Source organism: Nostoc sp. (assembly GCF_036917535.1).
Lineage (GTDB): Bacteria > Cyanobacteriota > Cyanobacteriia > Cyanobacteriales > Nostocaceae > Nostoc.
Map to the genome: position 1 here is coordinate 38,007 of NZ_JBALDA010000009.1, position 20,585 is coordinate 58,591.

Below are 20,585 nucleotides of genomic sequence, written 5' to 3' on the forward strand. Positions count from 1 at the left end.
AGAGTTGTCAGAAAATAAAATGAATACAGCAGAGTTATTGGTGCAGTGCCTAGAAAATGAAGGAGTGCAATACATTTTTGGACTTCCTGGTGAAGAAAACCTTCACGTTTTGGAAGCGTTAAAAAATTCTTCGATTAAATTTATTACGACTCGTCATGAACAGGGTGCAGCATTCATGGCCGATGTCTATGGACGCTTAACAGGAAAAGCCGGAGTGTGTCTTTCTACTCTTGGTCCTGGAGCAACCAACTTGATGACTGGGGTAGCAGATGCTAACCTCGATGGTGCGCCTTTAGTAGCGATTACCGGTCAAGTGGGAACAGATAGAATGCATATTGAATCCCATCAATATTTAGATTTGGTGGCAATGTTTGCACCTGTTACCAAGTGGAATAAGCAGATTGTGCGACCGAGTATTACACCTGAAGTAGTACGAAAAGCATTTAAGCGATCGCAATCTGAAAAACCCGGTGCAGTTCACATTGATTTACCAGAAAATATTGCTGCCATGCCTGTAGAAGGCAACCCTTTGCGTAAGGATAATAGCGAAAAAACTTATGCATCTTTTGCTAGTATTCGGGCAGCAGCAGCTGCAATTTGCCAAGCAGTTAATCCATTAATCTTAGTTGGAAATGGGGCAATTCGTGCTCATGCCAGTGATGCAGTCACGCAATTTGCCACCTTACTGAATATACCTGTTGCTAATAGCTTCATGGGTAAAGGCGTGATTCCCTACACACATCAACTAGCTTTGTGGTCAGTGGGGTTACAGCAAAGAGACTTCATTACCTGTGCTTTTGATAATACAGATTTAGTAATTGCGATCGGCTATGATTTGATTGAGTTTTCCCCGAAGAAATGGAATCGTAATGGTGAAATTCCGATTGTGCATATTGGGGTAAATCCGGCAGAAATTGATAGTAGTTATATTCCCAATGCCGAAGTTGTGGGAGATATTTCAGATTCCCTTTATGAAATTTTAAAATTAGCAGATAGACAAGGCAAACCCGATCCCTTTGCTATTAGCTTAAGGTCAGATATTCGCGCTGATTACGAACAGTATGCCCATGATGACGAATTTCCAATTAAGCCGCAAAAGTTAATTTATGACTTACGGCAAGTGATGGGCCCAGATGATATCGTCATCTCTGATGTTGGCGCACATAAAATGTGGATGGCTCGTCATTATCATTGCCATAGCCCTAATACTTGCATAATTTCCAACGGCTTCGCAGCTATGGGTATTGCTATTCCTGGCGCTTTAGCTGCAAAACTCGTTCATCCCAAGCGCAAAGTCGTTGCTGTCACAGGCGATGGTGGCTTTATGATGAATTCTCAAGAATTAGAAACAGCCTTGCGTGTCGGTACGCCCTTTGTCACGATAATTTTCAATGATGGTGGCTATGGGTTAATTGAGTGGAAGCAAGAAAATCAATTTGGCAAAGGAAACTCATCCTTTGTGCATTTTAGCAATCCTGATTTTGTCAAATTAGCTGAAAGCATGGGTTTAAAAGGCTACCGAGTTGAATCGGCTTTAGATTTGATTCCCACTTTGAAAGAAGCCCTCGCTCAAGATGTACCTGCCGTGATAGATTGTCCCGTGGACTATCGGGAAAATCACCGCTTCAGTCAAAGAGCCGGCGAGTTGAGTTGTGCGCTGTAAAAAGTTAAAAGTTAGGAGTTAAGAGTTATACCGATTACCTGTGAGGTTGCATAGAACAATTTGCTCAAGCCCCAAGTCTTACCAAGCCTAATTTTGTGCAGCCTCTTAGAAAATTGGTATTAGGAGTTATTTATTCCTAACTTCTTTTTATTTGTACTCCCCATAATCGGATGCAACACAGGTATTGGTGTAAACTTGAGCTTACCTACCAATCCAGTATTCCCCTCAGTCCCCAAATCAAGTTAAATGCCCAACACATTTGGCCAGTTGGTACGCTGTTGTAACGGTCTTGGTAAGCTAGATTGGCATCTGGCTGAGTAGCAATATTGACTATGCGTTGATAAATAGTTGACTTTTAGCTGATTTATTGTTGACTTTAAGTCTCTTAAAAGAGCTAGAATATTAAGTAGTATTTCATATAAGGAGTAATGGCGCGATCGCTCCGAGTAGCCCCAGAGTATATTAATAAAGTTAAGTCAGCACCTCAGCGCAATGGCTATCGTAGCCAGCAATCATTGGCTGATGAATTAGAAATTTCTCTATCCACAGTCAAAAAGTTTCTTAATGGCGAACCTGTTGACTATCAGAATTTTGTAGAATTTAGCAAAAAGCTGGGGTTAGAGTGGCAAGACATTGCATACAAAGAACCAGAAACTCAACCGCCTAAACCTCAGCCAATTAACGGGGAAGCATCACCCTTCATCACTGGCGCACCCATCACCCAACCACGTTACTTTTTTGGACGAGAGAAAGAATTAAAACGCCTCTTCAACTTACTCAAACGCCATCCCCTACAAAATGCCGCCATTATCGGCAAAAAGCGTAGCGGTAAAACATCCCTGCTGCACTACCTCAAAAATATCACCACCACCCCAGCAGAACAGTTGCGTCCTGAGCAAAAATCTGATTGGCTACCGCATCCAGAAAATTATCGTTGGATTTTTGTAGACTTGCAAGACGCACGAATGCAAAGCCGAGAAGGACTACTAAAGTACATCCTAGAATCACTGAAGATGCAAGTGCCGATACCTTGCGATTTAGATCGTTTCATGGATGTAGTCAGCGATAATTTGCATTCTCCCACAGTCATCTTATTAGATGAGATTGGCGTTGGCTTGCAACGCTGTCCAGAATTAGATGATGGCTTTTGGGAAAGTTTGCGTTCCTTAGCAACTAACCATACAGGAGGGAATCTAGCATTTGTCTTAGCTACCCCTGAATCACCGATGGAACTGGCGCATAACACAGGACACAGTTCACCCTTTTTCAATATTTTCGGCTACACCGCATATCTGGAAGCATTGACTCAGACAGAAGCGCGGGAATTGATTGTAAGTTCGCCGATTGCTTTCACTGATAAAGATGTAGAGTGGATTTTGACACAAAGTTGTTGCTGGCCACTGTTGTTGCAAATTCTGTGTAGAGAAAGATTATTTAACTTAGAAGAAGGGGAGAATGATGATAATTGGCGGGAAGAAGGCTTAAGACAGATAAAGGCGTTTACTGATTTATTTAGTTAAGCGCTACGATAAATCAGTACATCTTAACATCCATAAGTCAACTAAAAGTCAACCAACGATTCAGCTATAATAAGCTTTATTATAAAGATGTAAATGAGTAAACCTAATTATGCTTGCGGTTTGCACAAAAAAACTAGGAGAGTCGTCACCTCGCCTAGTGAGTAGTCAAATACAGACATAACAATTGCTAAACCAAGCTAGGCAAGGTTACTTATTCATCTATCGCTTTTACTAGGTGGCTCCTCAATCTTAATCAGTTCGATAACAACTGGAATAAGAACAGGGTCATTTAATTTGATGTCACCAGAAATGACACCATAACCTAGCATCGCGATAATTAACAGTCGGTAAAAACGAGACACTGAACTCTCCTTATCTTTCAAAAGTTTTTAGACTTCTGGACTCAGCCCTTAAGGAGAGGGTTCAGAGGCAGCATAAGTGCCCGTGCCTGATTAAGTTGGGCACTTTTGACTGTTTACCTGAATTAAAAATAGCACAGTCATTAAAAAAGTCAACTAAAAATTAATCATAAGTTAGCCATATCTAAAACTTAAGTCAGCTAATAATCCAAAAACTATTAGGTTTCTTGATTACATCGCTGATTTACGTAGGCGCAGAATTATTCTCAAATAGGATACAAAAGCCCAAACCATAAAAATCCTGTAACAAAGGTAGGGAAATAGAAAAATCGACATGACACCTACTCGTGTTACAGATAATGCCTATACTCACGTACCCCAACACTACCCAAATTTGATACTGGGTAGCCTGCAACTACTTTTCTGGCTGTTTTTCCGTCCTTCAGCGTTGCGTAACCACCTTGAGCGTATCGACCCTGCTTTAGACTCTAACTCCTCTCTAATTATCTTGTTGAGACAAGGGCAATGGCGGAACCTTGCTCTGTGGCAGCTCTTTATCCAGGGATATTTTATCTTACCTATCCTAGTTAACTTATTATTGGGCTTGGTGCTGTGGACATTGGGTGAACCAATCGCAAATATAGCTTTTTGCGTAGCATCAGGCGTGGCATCAGGCGTGGCGTCAGGCGTGGCGTCAGGCGTAGCGTTTGGCGTAGCATTCGGCGTGGCGTCAGGCGTGGCGTCAGGCGTGGCGTCAGGCGTGGCGTCAGGCGTGGCGTCAGGCGTGGCGTTAGGCGTGGCGTTAGGCGTGGCGTTAGGCGTGGCGTTAGGCGTGGCGTCAGGCGTGGCAGAAAAAATTGATGATGAATATTTCAATACGCTGATGATAGCAGGCTTGTTCTTCGGTATACCAGGAGGTCTAGGCTTTGGTGTAGTTGGTAGTTTAGTAGATGGTGTAGCGTTAGGCATTGTGTATGGTGTTACTTCTGCTGTGCTGTTCTTTCTAGGTATCACTATCAACTTATGGCGACCAGTAGTTTTATACCCATTACTCCAATTATGGAATTTAGCACTTTATCGGTTGGAAAAAAACCGCATCAACCAGCCTTCCATTTTCTTAAGATTGTCTAATATATTTCCTTATCGAATTAATCAAAGGCTCAACAATGAGACATTTCCAGAGTCAATATTACCTTTCCCTTCTCAACAAATTGAGAGAAGTACCGATGAGTATTCAAGTTCATTACGCTATCATTCAGCCTTTTGGGATCAATTGCAGCGCATACCTTTATATGGCTTAGAGAAGTACTTACTTTTAGTGATAGAACATAACCCAAGTGAGGGTGAAGCAGCCATTGATTATCTCAATGAAAGTCTCCAAAATTGGGTTGTTCAAATTTGCAAAGATGCACTAAGCCTAAGAAACTGTGGTGATGTAGAAGCTATACGTCAGGTTCATCGCACCATAGAAATTGATGAATTAGGGAACTCAATTAATTCTGTGCTACGCATCTTTACTCGCATCAGTCAGGATGTAAACGCAGCATTAGAACAAAGAAGTAATTACAACCAGCGTATAGCTCTTAAAGCTGTAGCAGAAAAGTTAAATGAACAATTAGAAAGCTTCAATCGTAGTAATAATAAATATGCTCCTTTCTTTCTACCTTTTGCTAAAAGATGGCTGGAGATAATCAACAAATATATAGAAGAACTGGCTATCAAAGTTGAACAAAACAAAGAAATTGACAACCCTTATCTTATTGGTGTACCGCTCACACTAGAGCAAGAAATTTTCACGGGGCGTGATGACATTGGCTTACGCATTGAGCAGTTGCTTTTAGATCGCCGTCGTCCACCTCTGCTACTATACGGTCAGCGACGTATGGGTAAAACTTCCCTCCTCAATAACATCGGAAAGTTACTACCCAATTCCATCATCCCAATGTTTGTAGACTTGCAAGGCGCACCTTCATCAGCTAGTGACCATGCAGGTTTTCTCTACAACCTGGCTAAAGATATGGATAAGTCAGCGAAAAAGCAAGGTGTAACTCTACCGTCTCTAACCCGCGAAGTGTTAATAGCTGACCCCTTCACCTATTTCGATGAATGGCTAGATAAAGTAGAACAGGCTCTAGAACAAAATACCGCCTTACTAGCGCTAGATGAATTCGAGGTGCTAGAGAACGCCATAGCCAAAGGTCGCTTTGATGAACAGGATGTTTTGGGAATGCTGCGTCACCTTATCCAACATCGTCCCCGCTTCAAGGTGTTATTGGCTGGCTCCCATACTATCGAAGAATATCAGCGCTGGGCTAGTTATCTTATTAATGTCCAAGTTGTGCATATCTCCTACCTCAAAGAAGCGGAAGCACGACAATTAATTGAACGTCCCGTCAAAGATTTTACTCTGCGCTATGAACCCAACGCCGTTGAGCGAGTGCTACAGCTCACCCGTTGTCACCCGTTCTTAGTACAACTACTCTGCGCGGAAATTATTGTCCTTAAGAACGAACAAGACCCCTCTATCCGGCGATTGGCAACTTTAGCAGATGTGGAAGCAGCGATACCAGCAGCTTTGCAAAGTGGTGGCTTTTTCTTCGCTGACATTCAAAACAATCAAGTAGACGCCACTGGACAAGCTATTCTACGTTTTATCGCCGCTCAAGGGGAAGGGGCTATAGTTAGCCGCCAAACTTTATTGCAACAGTTTCCTGATGCTGATATTACACTCAAATTGCTGTTGCAACGGGAGTTAATTGAGGAAGTTAACGACGGCTATGGCTTCCAGGTGGAGTTGATTCGCTGCTGGTTTATTTGAATCATGTCTGATAAGTTAACTGATGACAAATACTATTTGTGCTGACGTAATTGCTCTACTATATAGTCTTCTAGTTCTTGTTTTTCTCTATTACTAGCATTTCGTTGATAAGTTCTTCCAGTTTCTTGAATAAACCTACGTTTCTCGCTGGGAGAAGATTTGAGTTTACCTCCAGTTCCTTGCAGCTTTTGCTGTAATTCTTCCCAAGTCTTTTCACCCACACTTTCACCTAGTTTGACCAGTGCCTTTGGGAGTAACATTTTTGCTTCTCTTTGAAAATCTTCTTCTGTCTCAAGGGAAGCTAAATCTATATTGCTGAAGTCGATATCGATTTGAAACTTACTCATAGAATTGTATTTATTCTGTTCAAAATTATTACTCCAATCGGGGGAAGATGGGTTTTCAATTTTCAACTATGAGCGCCAGATAGTATGATTGTACTGTCTGAAGTTGATAACTGAATTGAAAACATTAATTCCGAAAGTTAATTGAATACTTCCGGTAGTATAGCCCTACTTAATCATTCACAACAAGATTCCCGACTTCTTAAAAGTAAGTGGGGAATCGGAGCCTTTTGATTTTCATTTATACAATAAGATTGCTATATCTTCAGAAAGAAGACATATCACTAATCTTCGTACAACCAAGTTAGCAATATTAGAAATGCTATCTTAAAGGCAAAGTCATTTGCTCAAACTTTGAGGATAATACTATGACTACAACGCTCAAAGAGGCTAATTCTATTGAGTCATTGCTAGGTAAAGAGGCTGAAGACCTGCTTACTTACAAAGCAAAAGTTTCTCGTGATTTAATACATTTGCCGGGCCCAGACTTTGTAGATCGAATCTGGCTTAACAGCGATCGCAATCCTCAAGTATTGCGTAATCTCCAGTTACTTTATTCTACTGGTCGTCTGGCAAACACAGGTTATCTCTCGATTTTACCGGTAGACCAAGGGATTGAACACTCAGCAGGTGCGTCTTTTGCGCCCAATCCGATTTACTTCGATCCAGAAAATATTGTTAAGTTAGCGATCGCCGCAGATTGCAACGCTGTTGCTACCACTTTGGGAACATTAGGTATAGTTTCGCGCAAATATGCCCATAAAATTCCCTTTATTGTCAAAATCAATCACAACGAATTGCTAACTTTCCCCAATCAATTTGACCAGGTATTGTTTGCTGATGTCGAACAAGCTTGGAATTTAGGGGCCGCCGCCGTCGGTGCGACAATTTACTTTGGCTCAGAGCAGTCTACCAGGCAAATCCAAGAAATCAGCCGAGCTTTTAAACGCGCCCATGAACTCGGTTTAGTGACTATTCTCTGGTGTTATCTGCGGAACAATGCTTTTAAACAAGATAAAGATTACCACCTTGCAGCTGACCTCACCGGACAAGCGAATCATTTGGGTGTAACAATTGAAGCCGACATCATTAAGCAAAAGTTACCCGAAAATAACAATGGTTACGGTGCAGTTGCCAAAGCCAGTGGTAAAAGTTACGGCAAAACCGATGAGCGTGTTTACACAGAACTGACAACTGATCACCCAATTGATTTAACTCGTTACCAAGTACTGAATTGCTACTCTGGGCGTGTGGGGTTGATTAATTCTGGTGGCGCGACTGGTAAAAATGATTTCGCCGAAGCAATACGCACTGCCGTAATCAACAAACGCGCTGGTGGTTCAGGATTAATTTCTGGGCGAAAGACCTTCCAACGTCCTTTTGAGGAAGGTGTAAAACTGTTTCACAGCATTCAGGATGTTTACTTGTCGCCAGATGTGACGATAGCTTAGGAAGTCAAAAGGTAAAAGGCAAAAGTAAAAAGAAAAGAATCTTTTGCCTTTTTACTTTTCAATGTCCCATTGTCCTACTTCAAACCCAGAATATTTAAGACTATATACAAGCCCCCTGCGTATGTAGCAGAACCAAGCAGTACGCAAACTGGCAGTGTCAGCACCCAGGCTAGCAGCAAATTTCTCAGAGTGTCCATTTGCAAACCCGAATGGTTCGCCGCCATTGTACCTGCTACACCAGATGACAGCACGTGAGTAGTGCTGACTGGTAGACCAAAGTAATCCGCAGCACCAATGGTTGTCATAGCTACTAACTCGGCAGAAGCTCCTTGAGCGTAAGTAAGGTGGTCTTTGCCAATCTTTTCACCTACTGTCACTACGATCCGCTTCCAACCAATCATTGTGCCAAGACCTAGTGCAATGGCAACGGCAAATTTTACCCAATTGGGAATGAATTTGGTTACTTTATCCAACTGCGTTTTATAACTGGTAAGCACCTCTTCTTGTTTGGTATCGGTTAATTTTTTCTGTTTGTCCAACTTTGCAATTGTTCCAGCTACTAGATACATATCGGTTCGTAATGAGCCAAGCTCATCCTTTGAAAGCTGCTTGAAACTAGTCTTACCAGCAAGCTTATCTTTGATTGTACGACTCTTGGCAGCAAGGGCTGGTAATGTTTTTTTGGTGGCTTCGTTGCTTGGCTTGAGGAAGTCGGAAAGCTCATTTGTGATGTTTTGGTTGTTTGAGAATGTTCCAAGTACTGGTTGTTGCAGCACTGAAACTACAGAGTTGGACGTAGCAGCCAACTGAGCGATCGCTCCTGCATTAGTATCTATATTCAGTGCAAACATCCCTGGAAGAATGCCCACTAAGATGAGCATAATCAGCCCCATACCTTTTTGACCATCATTTGAACCGTGGGCAAAGCTGACACCAGTACATGTCAAGATTAACAAAGCACGTATCCAAGGCGGCGGTGCTTTACCATGATCTGGCGCACGGTATAACTCTGGTCGTTTGATTAGTATCTTCGCTAGTATTAACAGCAGTGCGGCGCAGGTAAATCCAACAATTGGCGAAACCAGTAGCGATGTGAAAACTTCCTGTGCCTTTGACCAATTTACACCCTCGCCAAAAATATGACCTGAAGATAACATTGAATTTGCTAAACCAACACCCATGATCGAGCCAATCAATGTGTGTGAACTGGATGCAGGTAAGCCCAAGTACCAGGTTCCCAAGTTCCACATGATTGCTGAAATCAAAAGTGCAAAAACCATTGCGAAGCCTGCACTTGAGCCAACATTGAGTACCAACTCAACCGGAAGCAGGGCAATAATACCAAAAGCAACGGCTCCAGTTGATGTCAGCACACCAATTAGGTTCCAACAGCCTGACCAAACAACGGCAATATTTGGCTTCAAGGTGTTAGTGTAAATGACTGTGGCAACTGCATTTGCAGTATCATGAAAGCCGTTGACAAACTCGAAGCTGAGTGCCAGACCCAGCACCAATGCCAGAAATAAGTATTCCATTTAGCACTCCTACTAAAACACAAGAATGCAGCCTGATAAAAATAATCTGTGTTGCAAAAAACTATTAAAACTGGGAAAAAACCTGGAGTTATTGTAATTCAGCGAGCTATACAAAAAGTTATGGTTATAAATACAACCTTTTCCTGAACATACTCTTTGATTACATCTGTTATCTTGAAATTAAGAATGGTTCTAATTCCAATTGAAGATTACAGTAGTTAGGTTAAGAAATAAATAAGAAACAGTAAATAATAAATTAAGAAATTTCAAATCATATTTGCAAAGAGTGAGGGAGCAAGGGGAAATTATAGCAAGTCTTTCCCCTCTGCCTTTTTCCATGCCTAATGCATACCTTATTTGGTAGCACTCGCTTGTTGTTATCTAACGTTTCTCACTAAGAAATCTGGCTGACCACAACTTTTTTGCGATCACTTTAAAATCTCGGCGCTACAAATACCAGGTTCGCCGTTTTTGGAATAACAAAAGAAGACTTCTTGCAAAAATCTTCCTGAACCTGAACAAAAAGGTGCTACACCATCAGCAGTAATTTGATTATTCGCACTCACAAATGAATTTTTAAAATTTGTAATTGTGGTACGTACGGGTTTATTAGGACGATTATAAGCTGCGGGAATAGCGATCGCATCTTTTAATTGTTTACTCAATCCCAAGTATTCCGCAGGAGTTTTCCCCGAACAAGTACCGTGTTTTTCCCACTCATGATCGTAAAGTTTATTACTAGGATACAAATTGGGAAACCGCCGCTTTACTTCCGACGGTAATTTTTGCGTGGAACAATTAGCAGGATAACCAGTTTGATATTGCGGCCACAAACCATGTAGTACAAAACCAAGTTTCCTTCCAGAACCGCACTGCTGCTGGTCACGATTACCATTTGTCGCACAATAATCCGGCGACCAAGAGAGTGTAAGGACATAAAAATCAAATTTACCCGGAGTACCGCGATTTTGAGCAATGGCAGCATTAGGTATAAAAAGACCAGTAATTAGCAGAGAAGATGCAATTAAAAGTTTCTTAATCTGCATAAAAACAGTTAGTTTCCACTAAAAATAAAGTTATATACGATACATTATCAAGAGTCAATAATCAAAGTTCAGAAATTCTTTCCCAGTCTCCAATCCTCAACGAATTCAGAAAAAGCAAATCTTGGTAGGGATTCTGGGATATCCTTAAATAAGTGAAAGATTTGCCAAAAATAGTAAGAATGAAGCTGGCAGCAAGAGTAAGTCAGGTAACACCTTCATTAACCTTAGCGATCGCAGCCAAGGCTAAGGCACTGAAGGCAGATGGAATAGATGTTTGTAGTTTTAGCGCTGGAGAACCAGATTTTGATACTCCGGCGCATATTAAGACCGCAGCAGTCAAAGCTTTGGATGAAGGCAAAACCAAGTATGGTGCAGCCGCCGGAGAACCAAAGTTAAGGGAAGCGATCGCCCACAAGCTTAAAACCGACAACGGTCTTGATTACAAGTCAGAGAATGTGATTGTCACCAATGGCGGTAAGCATTCTCTATACAACTTAATTGTGGCATTGATCGATCCAGGTGATGAGGTAATTATCCCCGCTCCTTACTGGCTAAGTTATCCCGAAATGGTGACTTTGGTCGGTGGAGTTTCAGTGATTGTCCCTACAGATGCAACGACGGGTTATAAAATTACTCCTGAACAACTCCGTAAAGCAATCACACCAAAGACGAAGTTATTTATCCTCAACTCCCCATCTAATCCCACAGGCATGGTTTACACACCAGATGAAATTAAAGCACTGGCGCAGGTAGTAGTTGATGCAGATATCTTTGTTGTCTCTGATGAGATTTACGAAAAGATTCTCTACGACGGTGCAGAACATATCAGCATCGGTTCTTTGGGGAAGGAAATTTTTGACCGCACTTTGATTAGTAATGGGTTCGCGAAGGCTTACTCCATGACTGGGTGGCGTATCGGTTATTTAGCAGGGCCTGTGGAAATTATTAAAGCAGCCAGTACCATTCAAGGGCATAGTACATCTAACGTATGTACCTTTGCCCAATATGGTGCGATCGCGGCGCTACAGAGTTCTCAAGATTGTGTCGAAGAAATGCGCCAAGCCTTCGCCAAACGCCGACAGGTAATGTTAGACAGACTCAACGCCATTCCCGGATTGAGTACTGCAAAACCAGATGGCGCTTTTTATCTGTTCCCTGATATCAGCAAAACCGGTCTAAAATCTCTAGGATTTTGTGACGCTTTGTTGGAAGAACATCAAGTTGCAGTCATTCCCGGAATTGCTTTTGGCGCTGATGAAAATATCCGCCTTTCCTACGCCACAGATATGGCGACGATTGAAAAAGGAATGGATAGATTAGAGAAATTTGTCAAGTCGCGTATTTAGTTGGTTGTCATTTGTAAGGAGAATTTATCAACTCTTATACTTTTTTACTCCACTTTTTCGACTCAGAAAAGGTGGAGTTCATTTTCAAGCTTGAAGTTCCAAACCTTAAGTTACGTTATTGTATTCTTGATTCGTTGCAATCAAACGAATAAAAATAATTTTAATATCATAACTGCGGATTTTGTTATGACTGAACGTCACCGTCCCCCGATACTTAAACCAAATGAATTCTACACATTCCGCAGCTATTTCCAAATGAAATTCGCTCCCGCTGATATTTTGCGGGAATTAGGAGTAACTTTAACTAAATCTTCAATCAATTTACCTGTCGCTGCTTCAGAATTACTGACTCGACTACCAGACTTACAACAACGGCTAGAAGAAGCGATCGCTCGTGTTAGTTTAACTAGTGAAGCGGCTAGACGAGAGGTACTAATCGCACCCATCTTATTAGAAGTAGCCCACATCACAAAAGCAATAGTTAATATTGAGTACCCGATTGAGGTTAACCAGTATCTTAGAGGTGACTTAGATTACTATCTTCAGTCAAAACACAATGTCTTAGTGGTAGAAGCAAAACAGGCAGACTTAACACGGGGATTTACTCAGTTAGCGACGGAGTTGATTGCCTTGGATACATGGGTAGAATCAGATGAGCTAATCTTGTATGGTGCTGTAACTACTGGGGATATTTGGCAGTTTGGTAGTTTTGATCGCCAAGAGAGGAAAGTGAGTCAAGATTTAATGTTGTATCGGGTACCAACTGATTTGGAAATCTTGATGCAGATTTTAGTAGGAATTTTGATGCAAGGCTAAATAGATAAAGTCGAGCTAATTACTCATTTTTAGCCAACCAAACACCTGAGCAACTGTTAACTCCAAGTCTATCCCGACTAACACTGGCAAACGCTGATCACCCTGCAAAAGTTCTGGTTGTTGATTGGGACAGAAGACCAAAATGGAACGATCTTCTGGGTCTATCAACCAACCTAATTGGCAACCATGATCTAAGCAATAGAGAATATTGCCTGTGACTCGATTTGAACTTTGTTCTGGGGAAAGAATTTCAATTGTCCAATCTGGAGAAAGCAGAAAATCATTAGGTACTTCCCCATCAGCAGCAAAGGGAATACGCGACCAGATAAAGACTGCTACATCAGGTACTATTGAACGGATACCAAAACTACAGCGTAGTTCGGGAAAGGCATAGGCACTCTTGAGACTTTCGGTAACATCATTGATACTGTTGCACAATCTTAACTGCAATCGACTATGCTTCCCTTTTGGCATTGGCTTAGTAATAATCTTACCGTTGATATATTCGCTGGCAGGTTTTGTTTCTGGTAGGTCGAGAAACTCCTCCAGTGTCAAGGATTGCCTAACTACTGTGGACATGGCTCCTGAAGAAAAGCAAACGGGAATGCTTTTAGTCTAGCAATACCTACCCTTGGCGATTAGAAATCGCTTGGTGCAAGAAAACCATCAAAATCATCCTGCACAGATGCAACACCTCAAGTATCTACTTCTGAAGTTGGTTGATGATTTCCAGTGTTTTTTGGTAATCCTCTATTTTTCCTTGTTGTTTAAAGATATCTGCGGCTTGTTGCAAGTCAGTAATTGCCCCGTTGTTATCTTTAAATTTAGCGCGGACAATGCCCCGATTGTAGTAAGCTATGGCATCGTTGGGATTAATCCGCAAAGCTTGGTTGTAATCTTCCATTGCCCCTTTGTTATCTCCGAAATGAACGCGGGCAAGACCCCGGTTGCTGTAAGCTATGGCATAGTTGGGATTAATCCGCAAAGCTTGGTTGTAATCTTCCATTGCCCTCTTGTTATCTCCCAATTTAGCGCGGACAATACCCCGATTACCGTAAGCTTCGGCATAGTTGGGATTAATCCGCAAAACTTGGTTGAAATCTTCCATTGCCCCTTTGTTATCTCCGAAATGAACGCGGGCATTTCCCCGATTGTAGTAAGTTTGGCCATCGTTGGGATCAATCCGCAAAGCTTGGTTGAAATCTTCCATTGCCCCCTTTTTATCTCCCAATTGGGCGCGGACAACACCCCGGTTGGTGTAGGCTTCGGCATAGTTGGGATCAATCCGCAAAGCTTGGTTGAAATCTTCCATTGCCCTCTTTTTATCTCCCAAATCAGCGCGGGCATTTCCCCGGTTGTAGTAGGCTAGGGCATAGTTGGGATTAATCCGCAAAGCTTGGTTATAGTCTTCGATTGCTCCCTTTTGATCTCCCAAATCAGCGCGGACAACACCCCGATTGTAGTAAGCTTGGGCATAGTTGGGATTAATCCGCAAAGCTTGGTTGTAATCTTCGATTGCCCCCTTGTTATCTCCCAATTTAGCGCGGGCAACACCCCGGTTGATGTAGGCTAGGGCATAGTTAGGATTGAGGCGAATTGCTTCAGTATAAGCTGCGATCGCTCCTTGCAAATCTCCTTTCTTTTGCTTATCCAAACCCTGATTAAAAAAGTCTTTAGCCGTAAGTGTTACAACTTTGGGAGCATCAGTTAGACGAATTCCCAAGAAATTTATGTCGCTAGCATAACTAGGCTGATTGATGGTCGCAGTAGTAGTAAATGTAGTCAAGGTTGCTATGGCAAAGGCTTTTGCAACCCCTATCGACAATTGAGGAAACAAGAATTGTCTTATAAATAACATAAAGAATAAATGTTATTGTTGAGTATTTATACAAAATAATACAGGCTTACTAAGGAACTTTATGCCGATTTATCTCTAAGCACCACAATATGTAAGATCGTGCATTACGCTACTGGACATTTTTTTAATTGCAAGTCTTTTAACCTGATGTTCAGGGTTCTCAGCCTTATGTTTTCTGTTCCGAGCTAGTAGTTCCGAGTTCTAAGCCTGAAGTTCCGAGTTCTAAGCCTGAAGTTTTGAGTTCTAAGCCTGAAGTTCCGAGTTCTGAAGCTGAAGTTCCACTTTCTGAGACTAAACTTTCAGCTTGCGAAGCTGAAGCTTCATGTTCCGAACTGGAACTTTCGAGAACCAAGCTTGAAGTTCCACGTATTTACACAAACAACCGCGCCACGCTGCAAACAAAATTTGGTAACAGAGGTGAAGAGAGGTCATCTGTTGCGAATAATGTTGCCACTAATTTCAGAACTGCTTTTTCTCGGCGATAGACTTCAACTTGTTGTAATTGCCAGTTCAAAATCCAATATTCTTGAACTCCTCTAGAAGCATATAATTTTAACTTGACTTGGCGATCGCGTCGCTCGTTTTGGACTCCAGGGGAAAGTACTTCTACAACCAGTTCTGGCGCTCCCGTTAAATGTCCTTCATTATCAAGTAAAATGGCGAGGCGTTCTTTACTTACCCAAACCACATCAGGAATAACGTTATCTGCGTCAGTAAAAATAATTCCTGGATTAGGAACAGCTTCACCAAGACCTGATGAGAGCGACCAACCTCTTAATTCTCCACAAATATTTGCTGTGGCTTTTTGATGTCCCCAATGAGGTGCCCTAGTCACAAATAATTCCCCATCGATAATTTCGTAGCGATTACCGTTATCTGGCAATAACTCTAAGTCTGCACTTGTCCAGCGTATCCGTTCATCAATGGTTTGGCTCATCGAAACCTCTGAAATATTGATAATAATATCTTAATGTCATTTGTCATTTGTCATTTGTCAATGCCCAATGCCCCATGCCCAATGCCCAATGCCCTACATCAATTTCATCTCCTGCAATCCCTGGCGTAGCCTCTTCGCCTCTTCGGGATTATACCTTTCATGAAGGGCGATCGCTTTGTTAAAAGCTGTTAAACTATCTTGATGATTGCCAATTTTCAGCAATACTACTCCTAAATTTTGATATGCTTCGGCATAGTTAGGATTTAAGGTGATTGCATGTTGATAATATACGATCGCATCTGCAAATAAACCCAAAGCCTTAAATGTCATCGCCAAATTATAATGTCCAAAAACAAAAGTGGGATCGATTTTCAAAGCTGTGGTATAAGCAGTTTTCGCGCCGTTGAAATCTCCTGCTGCTTTGAGTAAGTTACCCAAGTTGTTGTATGCTCCTAACTTGAGCATGGGATAAATTGGCAATTTGATCGCAGCTTGATAGTGAGAAATTGCTTGTGGGGATTTTTGCAACCGACTGTAGGCAATGCCTAAATGATAGTGGAGTTCATATAAAATGTCGTAGTTGTCTTCAGCAAGGGTGATTCCTCGTCTCAGTAAATCCATACCTTGAGAAATTTTCCCAGTTTGCACATACAACGCCCCTAATTTACTGCAAACATAGGGATCGTTAGGATGAGTTGCAAAAAACCCTTCCATCGCCGTAGCGGCTTTGGCATATTTGTTATTTTGAGCGATCACACTTTTTTGATATCCTGTATGTACAAGGGCAACGCCAGGTAAATAACCTATTTGCCAATGGGGTTCTCTGGTTAAAATTTCTGACACACTATCATCTACCAAGGCATGGTAAGGACGGTCAAAACGAATGTCTGGATGATTGCGGAATAGCCTGGAAACCAGAGAATAGGGAGATTGTTCTGCACCAACTTCCTGGCGGACGAGGTTGATCAGCAAATATTCATCTGTTGCGATCGCCTCTCGTAACTGCGGTACAATTGCTGGAGTCAGAGTTTCATCAGCATCTAATACCAAAATCCAATCACTAGTGACATATTTGAGAGCCGCATTGCGGGCAGCACTGAAGTCATTACACCATTTAAAATGATGGACTTTTGCACCGAGTTGTTGGGCAATATTAGGAGTGCGATCAATTGAGCCTGTATCCAAGACTATCATTTCATCCACTACTTTTCTCACACTGCTCAAGCATTTAGGCAGTGTTGCTGCTTCGTTTTTCACAATCATGCATAGACTCAAACTCATAATTTACAGCTTGGGAGTGGGGATGAGGGAAATGAGGGGGTTAACAATTCAAAATTCAAAATTCAAGACATTTTGAGTTGGAGATTTAAACCCCGACTCAAAATATGCTACGTGTATGGTTGGGGTCTTGAACCCTTGAATGTACGATAAGGGAGATGAGAAAGCAATATCTCTACTTCCTATTTTCTTTGATAGTGATAGACTCTACATAGTGGAAAATTTGCTTTGATTGTGAAATGTTACAATCAAGGCTTTTGAATAAGACAGAAACACTGACAACTAGTGTCAATGATGACAGTGTAACGGAAAACTGCCAACCTAATATAACCAGTGTCAATTTATGCTAATCCATCTAATTTTACAGGTAATATAAAATTGCTAGCGTAGGCGTAGCCCGCCCTTAGACATCGCATCAGGGAGTGTTACCTGAATCTTGATTGGACTAACTATTTAGCTGTTCTTACCCATTTTTTTGGATTATATAACTATAATACACATTATCTAAATAGTCATAATATATGTAATGAAAAACTCACTTAGCAGAACAGCAAAATTACTCCGCCAAAATTTCCAAAAATATTTGCGATCGCTTAACCGTTGGTTTTTAGATACACCAGAAAGAGCACTTTTAGAAGCTTACCAAGCAGCTCAGAGAATTAAAAACATTGAGACCGAGCATTTTGATAGTAAAAAAATATCTTCACAATCAGTAAAATATACTGAAAATGTTATGTCTTATTGGCAAGTATATCTTAATAAAAACCTAACTATTATTAAGATCAGGCTTGCAGAATTCCAGCTTAGTCGAGGAATTATTAATATCTCTAATCCTGTCTTGTTAGAAAAATTGAAGGTGATTGATGAAGTAGTAGAAAAGTACGCTATCAAATATGAAACAATTGACGAGCTTTCATTATCTTCAACTTATCAGCCTTTAAACATCAATGAGAAAGAAATCAAAAAAAAGTTAAAAATACCTAATATAGATGAAATTAAAGTTAAACCTCCAATTCAAAAGACTGGAGCGGCTCCAAGCTCTATTGGCAGAAGAATTAATAAAATTCAAGCAGATTTTGCACCGCAGACAGAAGAAGAGTTTGTCAGAAATTATCGAATTTCTAAAGGTAGAACAATAATTGCCCTGCGATTTTTGATAGTTCTCATTATTGTACCACTTTTAACTCAATATTTATCTAAAGAATTGATAGTAACTCCAATATTAGAAAGGGTTAGAGGAGATAATACAACTAAAATATTCATCAATTCTGACATGGAAAAAGAAGCTCTCCATGAATTACATAATTTTCAAGAAGCATTGAGATTTGAATATTTTATTAATCAAGCACCACCAATTTCTTCAGAGCTAACACAAGAAAAAATTAAAAGTAAAGCAATTGAAATATCTGAAGAATTTAGCAAAAAAAGTAATAGTAGTATTAGTAATGTTTTTGCTGATTTAATATCACTCTTTTCTTTTGGTATAGTTATCGCCATGAGCAAAAGAGAAATTGTGATTCTTAAGTCTTTTATGGATACCATTGTCTCTGGTCTCAGCGATAGTGCCAAGGCTTTTTTTATTATTCTGTTTACAGATATATTTGTAGGATTTCACTCACCAGATGGGTGGGAAGTCCTTCTTGCGGGATTTGCAGAACATTTAGGTCTACCAGCCGATAGAAATCTAATCTTTTTCTTTATTGCTACATTTCCTGTGATTTTAAACACTATCTTTAAATACTGGATATTTCGCTATCTCAGTCGTTTATCTCCATCGGCATTAGCTACATTAAAAGAGATGGACGAGTAATTTTTAATTATTTAACATCCAAATTCACTTACTTTGAGCAAAGAATATATTTATTCTCATAAATCAATTAATTACAAATTACGAATTATTTTCACGCATTTGTCTTTTGATTCGCTAGGCTATGTATATCCTGGTTTTTCCGAAGTATACTATGGATTTTGAAAGCAAAGCTAATGCCTCAACTCCTACAGACAACATAGAGTTTGCTCAACCAACTACTACCCGTAAGCCGCTGGAACTGCTGCGAGATACTGAGGCTTTGCTTCGTCGCCCAACTGTAGCGAAACTGTCGCCGATTTTGCCACCAAAACTGAGCAATAGATTCCAAGCAATCTCATCTTTGGCAGATGACTCCTTTAAGGAACTGGCAGAAATTGACCTAAATACTATTAGTGATTTTGAACTGCGTTCCGCACGAATTCTTGTTGGCTTAAGCCTTGTTGGTTTTGGGGCACTCATGATATTGGTACTGCTGCTATACTTAAACACATTGCATCCAAAAACCAGTACAGTTGTGCATATTCGGCAATATTGGTATCAATATATTTGGTTTGTCTGTTTAGGGATTACAGGGATGTTTATCTTGGGACGTGAAGCAATGCGTCCTATATCAAAGCGACGGAAGTAATTCGTAATTAAGTTTTGTCATTGAGATATCAGTAAAAAAGAATGTAGAGAGGTAACAATGCTATCTCTCTACAAAAGTTCTGAATAACGCATATTTAATTTCACTCCTATCTCTAATAGGAATTTACAAAAAGTCACAAAACTAGTTGATGACCAATTCTGGGAAGTTAAATCACCAGAATCGGTTAAAAGTTATGAATTTTGAATCAAAATTTTAATAAATTATAACTTTCAGGAATTAATACTTCAAAATGTGCTTGTGTATTAAGTAGCTGTAAGGAGACTTTATACATGAATCATGATGCTTTCATTGTTCCGCCAGGTTCAAATATTTCTCTGAAGAAAAACTATGACCCAGCTTATAAGACTGATTTTCATCAAAAAAGTGATGCTAAAATCAAATTACAGGCAGATATTCAAAGACTAGCTAATTACCAAAATATTCTCTATGCTCAAAACACCTATGCTTTGTTAATTATTTTTCAGGCATTGGATGCTGCTGGCAAAGATAGCACTATTAAACACGTGACCTCTGGTGTGAATCCGCAGGGATTTCAAGTGTTTAGTTTTAAGGGCCCCAGTGCGGAAGAATTAGACCATGACTACTTATGGCGTTCAATGAAAGCTCTGCCAGAAAGAGGAAGAATTGGCATTTTCAACCGTTCATACTATGAAGAAACACTAGTGGTTCGCGTCCATCCAGAAATGCTGCAAAAACAACAACTTCCTCACTTCCCTAATGGAAAAAAGATATGGAAACAGCGTTTTGAAGAAATTAATAACTTTGAAAAATATTTGGTTGATAATGGTGTAATTATTTTGAAGTTTTTTCTAAATGTCTCTAAGTCAGAGCAGAAAAAACGCTTTTTAGCACGGATTAACTCTCCTGAGAAAAATTGGAAGTTTTCAGATAATGATGTCCAAGAACGAGCTTTTTGGGATGATTATATGAATGCTTATGAAGATGTTTTTAATAATACTAGTACTAAATGGGCACCGTGGTATATTATTCCTGCCGATCGCAAATGGTTTACCCGCCTGATCGTTGCCAATATCATCTGCACAAAATTAGAAGAACTCAATCTGCAATACCCAACAGTTAGTGAGGAACATAAGCAGCAACTTCTGGAGGCGAAACGTTTTCTAGAGCAGGAAGATTAACCTGTGAATTTGATAG

At 40.5% G+C, this 20,585-nt stretch carries 17 protein-coding genes; 9 read left to right on the forward strand and 8 right to left on the reverse strand.

The genetic code is table 11. The features are described from left to right. Nucleotides 1–19 precede the first annotated feature (19 nt). From V7K56_RS02405 to V7K56_RS02415, 3 genes are all read left to right on the forward strand, one after another. On the forward strand, nt 20–1,663 hold the full coding sequence (locus tag V7K56_RS02405; protein WP_334907232.1) for an acetolactate synthase large subunit: 1,644 nt from the start codon (nt 20–22) through the stop codon (nt 1,661–1,663). 428 nt (nt 1,664–2,091) lie between these two features. Further along, entirely contained in the window at nt 2,092–3,183 is a 1,092-nt protein-coding gene (locus tag V7K56_RS02410) for an ATP-binding protein (protein WP_334907234.1), read from the forward strand. Between the two features lie 693 nt (nt 3,184–3,876). After that, nucleotides 3,877–6,360: an AAA family ATPase gene (locus V7K56_RS02415; protein ID WP_334907236.1), complete on the forward strand. Its 2,484-nt coding sequence runs from the start codon at nt 3,877–3,879 to the stop codon at nt 6,358–6,360. A 32-nt stretch (nt 6,361–6,392) separates the two neighbouring features. Here the strand turns inward: V7K56_RS02415 and V7K56_RS02420 are convergent, their stop codons facing one another. Next, complete coding sequence (locus V7K56_RS02420) at nt 6,393–6,707, reverse strand: hypothetical protein (RefSeq protein ID WP_322691125.1); 315 nt, start codon at nt 6,705–6,707, stop codon at nt 6,393–6,395. 365 nt (nt 6,708–7,072) lie between these two features. Here V7K56_RS02420 and V7K56_RS02425 point away from each other — a divergent pair, with 365 nt between their 5' ends. Continuing rightward, nucleotides 7,073–8,155, forward strand: coding sequence for a class I fructose-bisphosphate aldolase (locus V7K56_RS02425; RefSeq protein ID WP_334907240.1), 1,083 nt, complete (start codon nt 7,073–7,075; stop codon nt 8,153–8,155). 74 nt (nt 8,156–8,229) lie between these two features. Here V7K56_RS02425 and V7K56_RS02430 read toward each other — a convergent pair whose 3' ends face one another. Both V7K56_RS02430 and V7K56_RS02435 read right to left on the reverse strand, forming a co-directional pair. Further along, nucleotides 8,230–9,690, reverse strand: a complete 1,461-nt coding sequence (locus V7K56_RS02430) for an inorganic phosphate transporter (RefSeq protein WP_334907242.1) — start codon at nt 9,688–9,690, stop codon at nt 8,230–8,232. 428 nt (nt 9,691–10,118) lie between these two features. Beyond that, a complete protein-coding gene (locus V7K56_RS02435; protein WP_334907244.1) occupies nt 10,119–10,736 on the reverse strand; it encodes a ribonuclease T2 family protein in 618 nt (205 codons plus the stop codon). Nucleotides 10,737–10,915: 179 nt separating this feature from the next. Between V7K56_RS02435 and V7K56_RS02440 the strand changes: the two genes are divergently transcribed. Continuing rightward, on the forward strand, nt 10,916–12,082 hold the full coding sequence (locus tag V7K56_RS02440) for a pyridoxal phosphate-dependent aminotransferase (RefSeq protein ID WP_334907246.1): 1,167 nt from the start codon (nt 10,916–10,918) through the stop codon (nt 12,080–12,082). Nucleotides 12,083–12,268: 186 nt separating this feature from the next. Continuing rightward, nucleotides 12,269–12,898, forward strand: a complete 630-nt coding sequence (locus V7K56_RS02445; protein ID WP_334907248.1) for a hypothetical protein — start codon at nt 12,269–12,271, stop codon at nt 12,896–12,898. 15 nt (nt 12,899–12,913) lie between these two features. Here V7K56_RS02445 and V7K56_RS02450 read toward each other — a convergent pair whose 3' ends face one another. From V7K56_RS02450 to V7K56_RS02470, 5 genes are all read right to left on the reverse strand, one after another. Then, nucleotides 12,914–13,477: a Uma2 family endonuclease gene (locus V7K56_RS02450; RefSeq protein ID WP_334907250.1), complete on the reverse strand. Its 564-nt coding sequence runs from the start codon at nt 13,475–13,477 to the stop codon at nt 12,914–12,916. 124 nt (nt 13,478–13,601) lie between these two features. Continuing rightward, the gene (locus V7K56_RS02455) at nt 13,602–14,735 is read right to left on the reverse strand and encodes a tetratricopeptide repeat protein (protein ID WP_334907252.1); all 1,134 of its coding nucleotides are present in this window, start codon (nt 14,733–14,735) and stop codon (nt 13,602–13,604) included. Nucleotides 14,736–14,922: 187 nt separating this feature from the next. After that, nucleotides 14,923–15,108, reverse strand: coding sequence for a hypothetical protein (locus V7K56_RS02460; RefSeq protein WP_334907254.1), 186 nt, complete (start codon nt 15,106–15,108; stop codon nt 14,923–14,925). An 18-nt stretch (nt 15,109–15,126) separates the two neighbouring features. Beyond that, a complete protein-coding gene (locus V7K56_RS02465; RefSeq protein ID WP_334907256.1) occupies nt 15,127–15,693 on the reverse strand; it encodes a Uma2 family endonuclease in 567 nt (188 codons plus the stop codon). A 93-nt stretch (nt 15,694–15,786) separates the two neighbouring features. Continuing rightward, complete coding sequence (locus V7K56_RS02470) at nt 15,787–16,974, reverse strand: tetratricopeptide repeat protein (protein ID WP_334907258.1); 1,188 nt, start codon at nt 16,972–16,974, stop codon at nt 15,787–15,789. 523 nt (nt 16,975–17,497) lie between these two features. Here V7K56_RS02470 and V7K56_RS02475 point away from each other — a divergent pair. The 3 genes from V7K56_RS02475 (at nt 17,498) to V7K56_RS02485 (ending at nt 20,569) form a co-directional block, all read left to right on the forward strand. Continuing rightward, nucleotides 17,498–18,781, forward strand: a complete 1,284-nt coding sequence (locus tag V7K56_RS02475) for a proton extrusion protein PcxA (RefSeq protein WP_334907260.1) — start codon at nt 17,498–17,500, stop codon at nt 18,779–18,781. A 151-nt stretch (nt 18,782–18,932) separates the two neighbouring features. Further along, nucleotides 18,933–19,409, forward strand: coding sequence for a hypothetical protein (locus tag V7K56_RS02480; RefSeq protein ID WP_334907262.1), 477 nt, complete (start codon nt 18,933–18,935; stop codon nt 19,407–19,409). A 290-nt stretch (nt 19,410–19,699) separates the two neighbouring features. Then, complete coding sequence (locus tag V7K56_RS02485) at nt 19,700–20,569, forward strand: polyphosphate kinase 2 family protein (RefSeq protein ID WP_334907264.1); 870 nt, start codon at nt 19,700–19,702, stop codon at nt 20,567–20,569. The last annotated feature ends 16 nt before the right edge of the window (nt 20,570–20,585 follow it).

Coding starts and splice junctions, on each gene's coding strand:
- V7K56_RS02475 (WP_334907260.1), top strand. CDS start 17,498: ATGAAAAACTCACTTAGCAGAACAGCAAAATTACTCCGCCAAAATTTC.
- V7K56_RS02440 (WP_334907246.1), top strand. CDS start 10,916: ATGAAGCTGGCAGCAAGAGTAAGTCAGGTAACACCTTCATTAACCTTA.
- V7K56_RS02405 (WP_334907232.1), top strand. CDS start 20: ATGAATACAGCAGAGTTATTGGTGCAGTGCCTAGAAAATGAAGGAGTG.
- V7K56_RS02465 (WP_334907256.1), bottom strand. CDS start 15,693: ATGAGCCAAACCATTGATGAACGGATACGCTGGACAAGTGCAGACTTA.
- V7K56_RS02415 (WP_334907236.1), top strand. CDS start 3,877: ATGACACCTACTCGTGTTACAGATAATGCCTATACTCACGTACCCCAA.
- V7K56_RS02435 (WP_334907244.1), bottom strand. CDS start 10,736: ATGCAGATTAAGAAACTTTTAATTGCATCTTCTCTGCTAATTACTGGT.
- V7K56_RS02470 (WP_334907258.1), bottom strand. CDS start 16,974: ATGAGTTTGAGTCTATGCATGATTGTGAAAAACGAAGCAGCAACACTG.
- V7K56_RS02450 (WP_334907250.1), bottom strand. CDS start 13,477: ATGTCCACAGTAGTTAGGCAATCCTTGACACTGGAGGAGTTTCTCGAC.
- V7K56_RS02425 (WP_334907240.1), top strand. CDS start 7,073: ATGACTACAACGCTCAAAGAGGCTAATTCTATTGAGTCATTGCTAGGT.
- V7K56_RS02430 (WP_334907242.1), bottom strand. CDS start 9,690: ATGGAATACTTATTTCTGGCATTGGTGCTGGGTCTGGCACTCAGCTTC.
- V7K56_RS02420 (WP_322691125.1), bottom strand. CDS start 6,707: ATGAGTAAGTTTCAAATCGATATCGACTTCAGCAATATAGATTTAGCT.
- V7K56_RS02485 (WP_334907264.1), top strand. CDS start 19,700: ATGAATCATGATGCTTTCATTGTTCCGCCAGGTTCAAATATTTCTCTG.
- V7K56_RS02445 (WP_334907248.1), top strand. CDS start 12,269: ATGACTGAACGTCACCGTCCCCCGATACTTAAACCAAATGAATTCTAC.
- V7K56_RS02410 (WP_334907234.1), top strand. CDS start 2,092: ATGGCGCGATCGCTCCGAGTAGCCCCAGAGTATATTAATAAAGTTAAG.
- V7K56_RS02480 (WP_334907262.1), top strand. CDS start 18,933: ATGGATTTTGAAAGCAAAGCTAATGCCTCAACTCCTACAGACAACATA.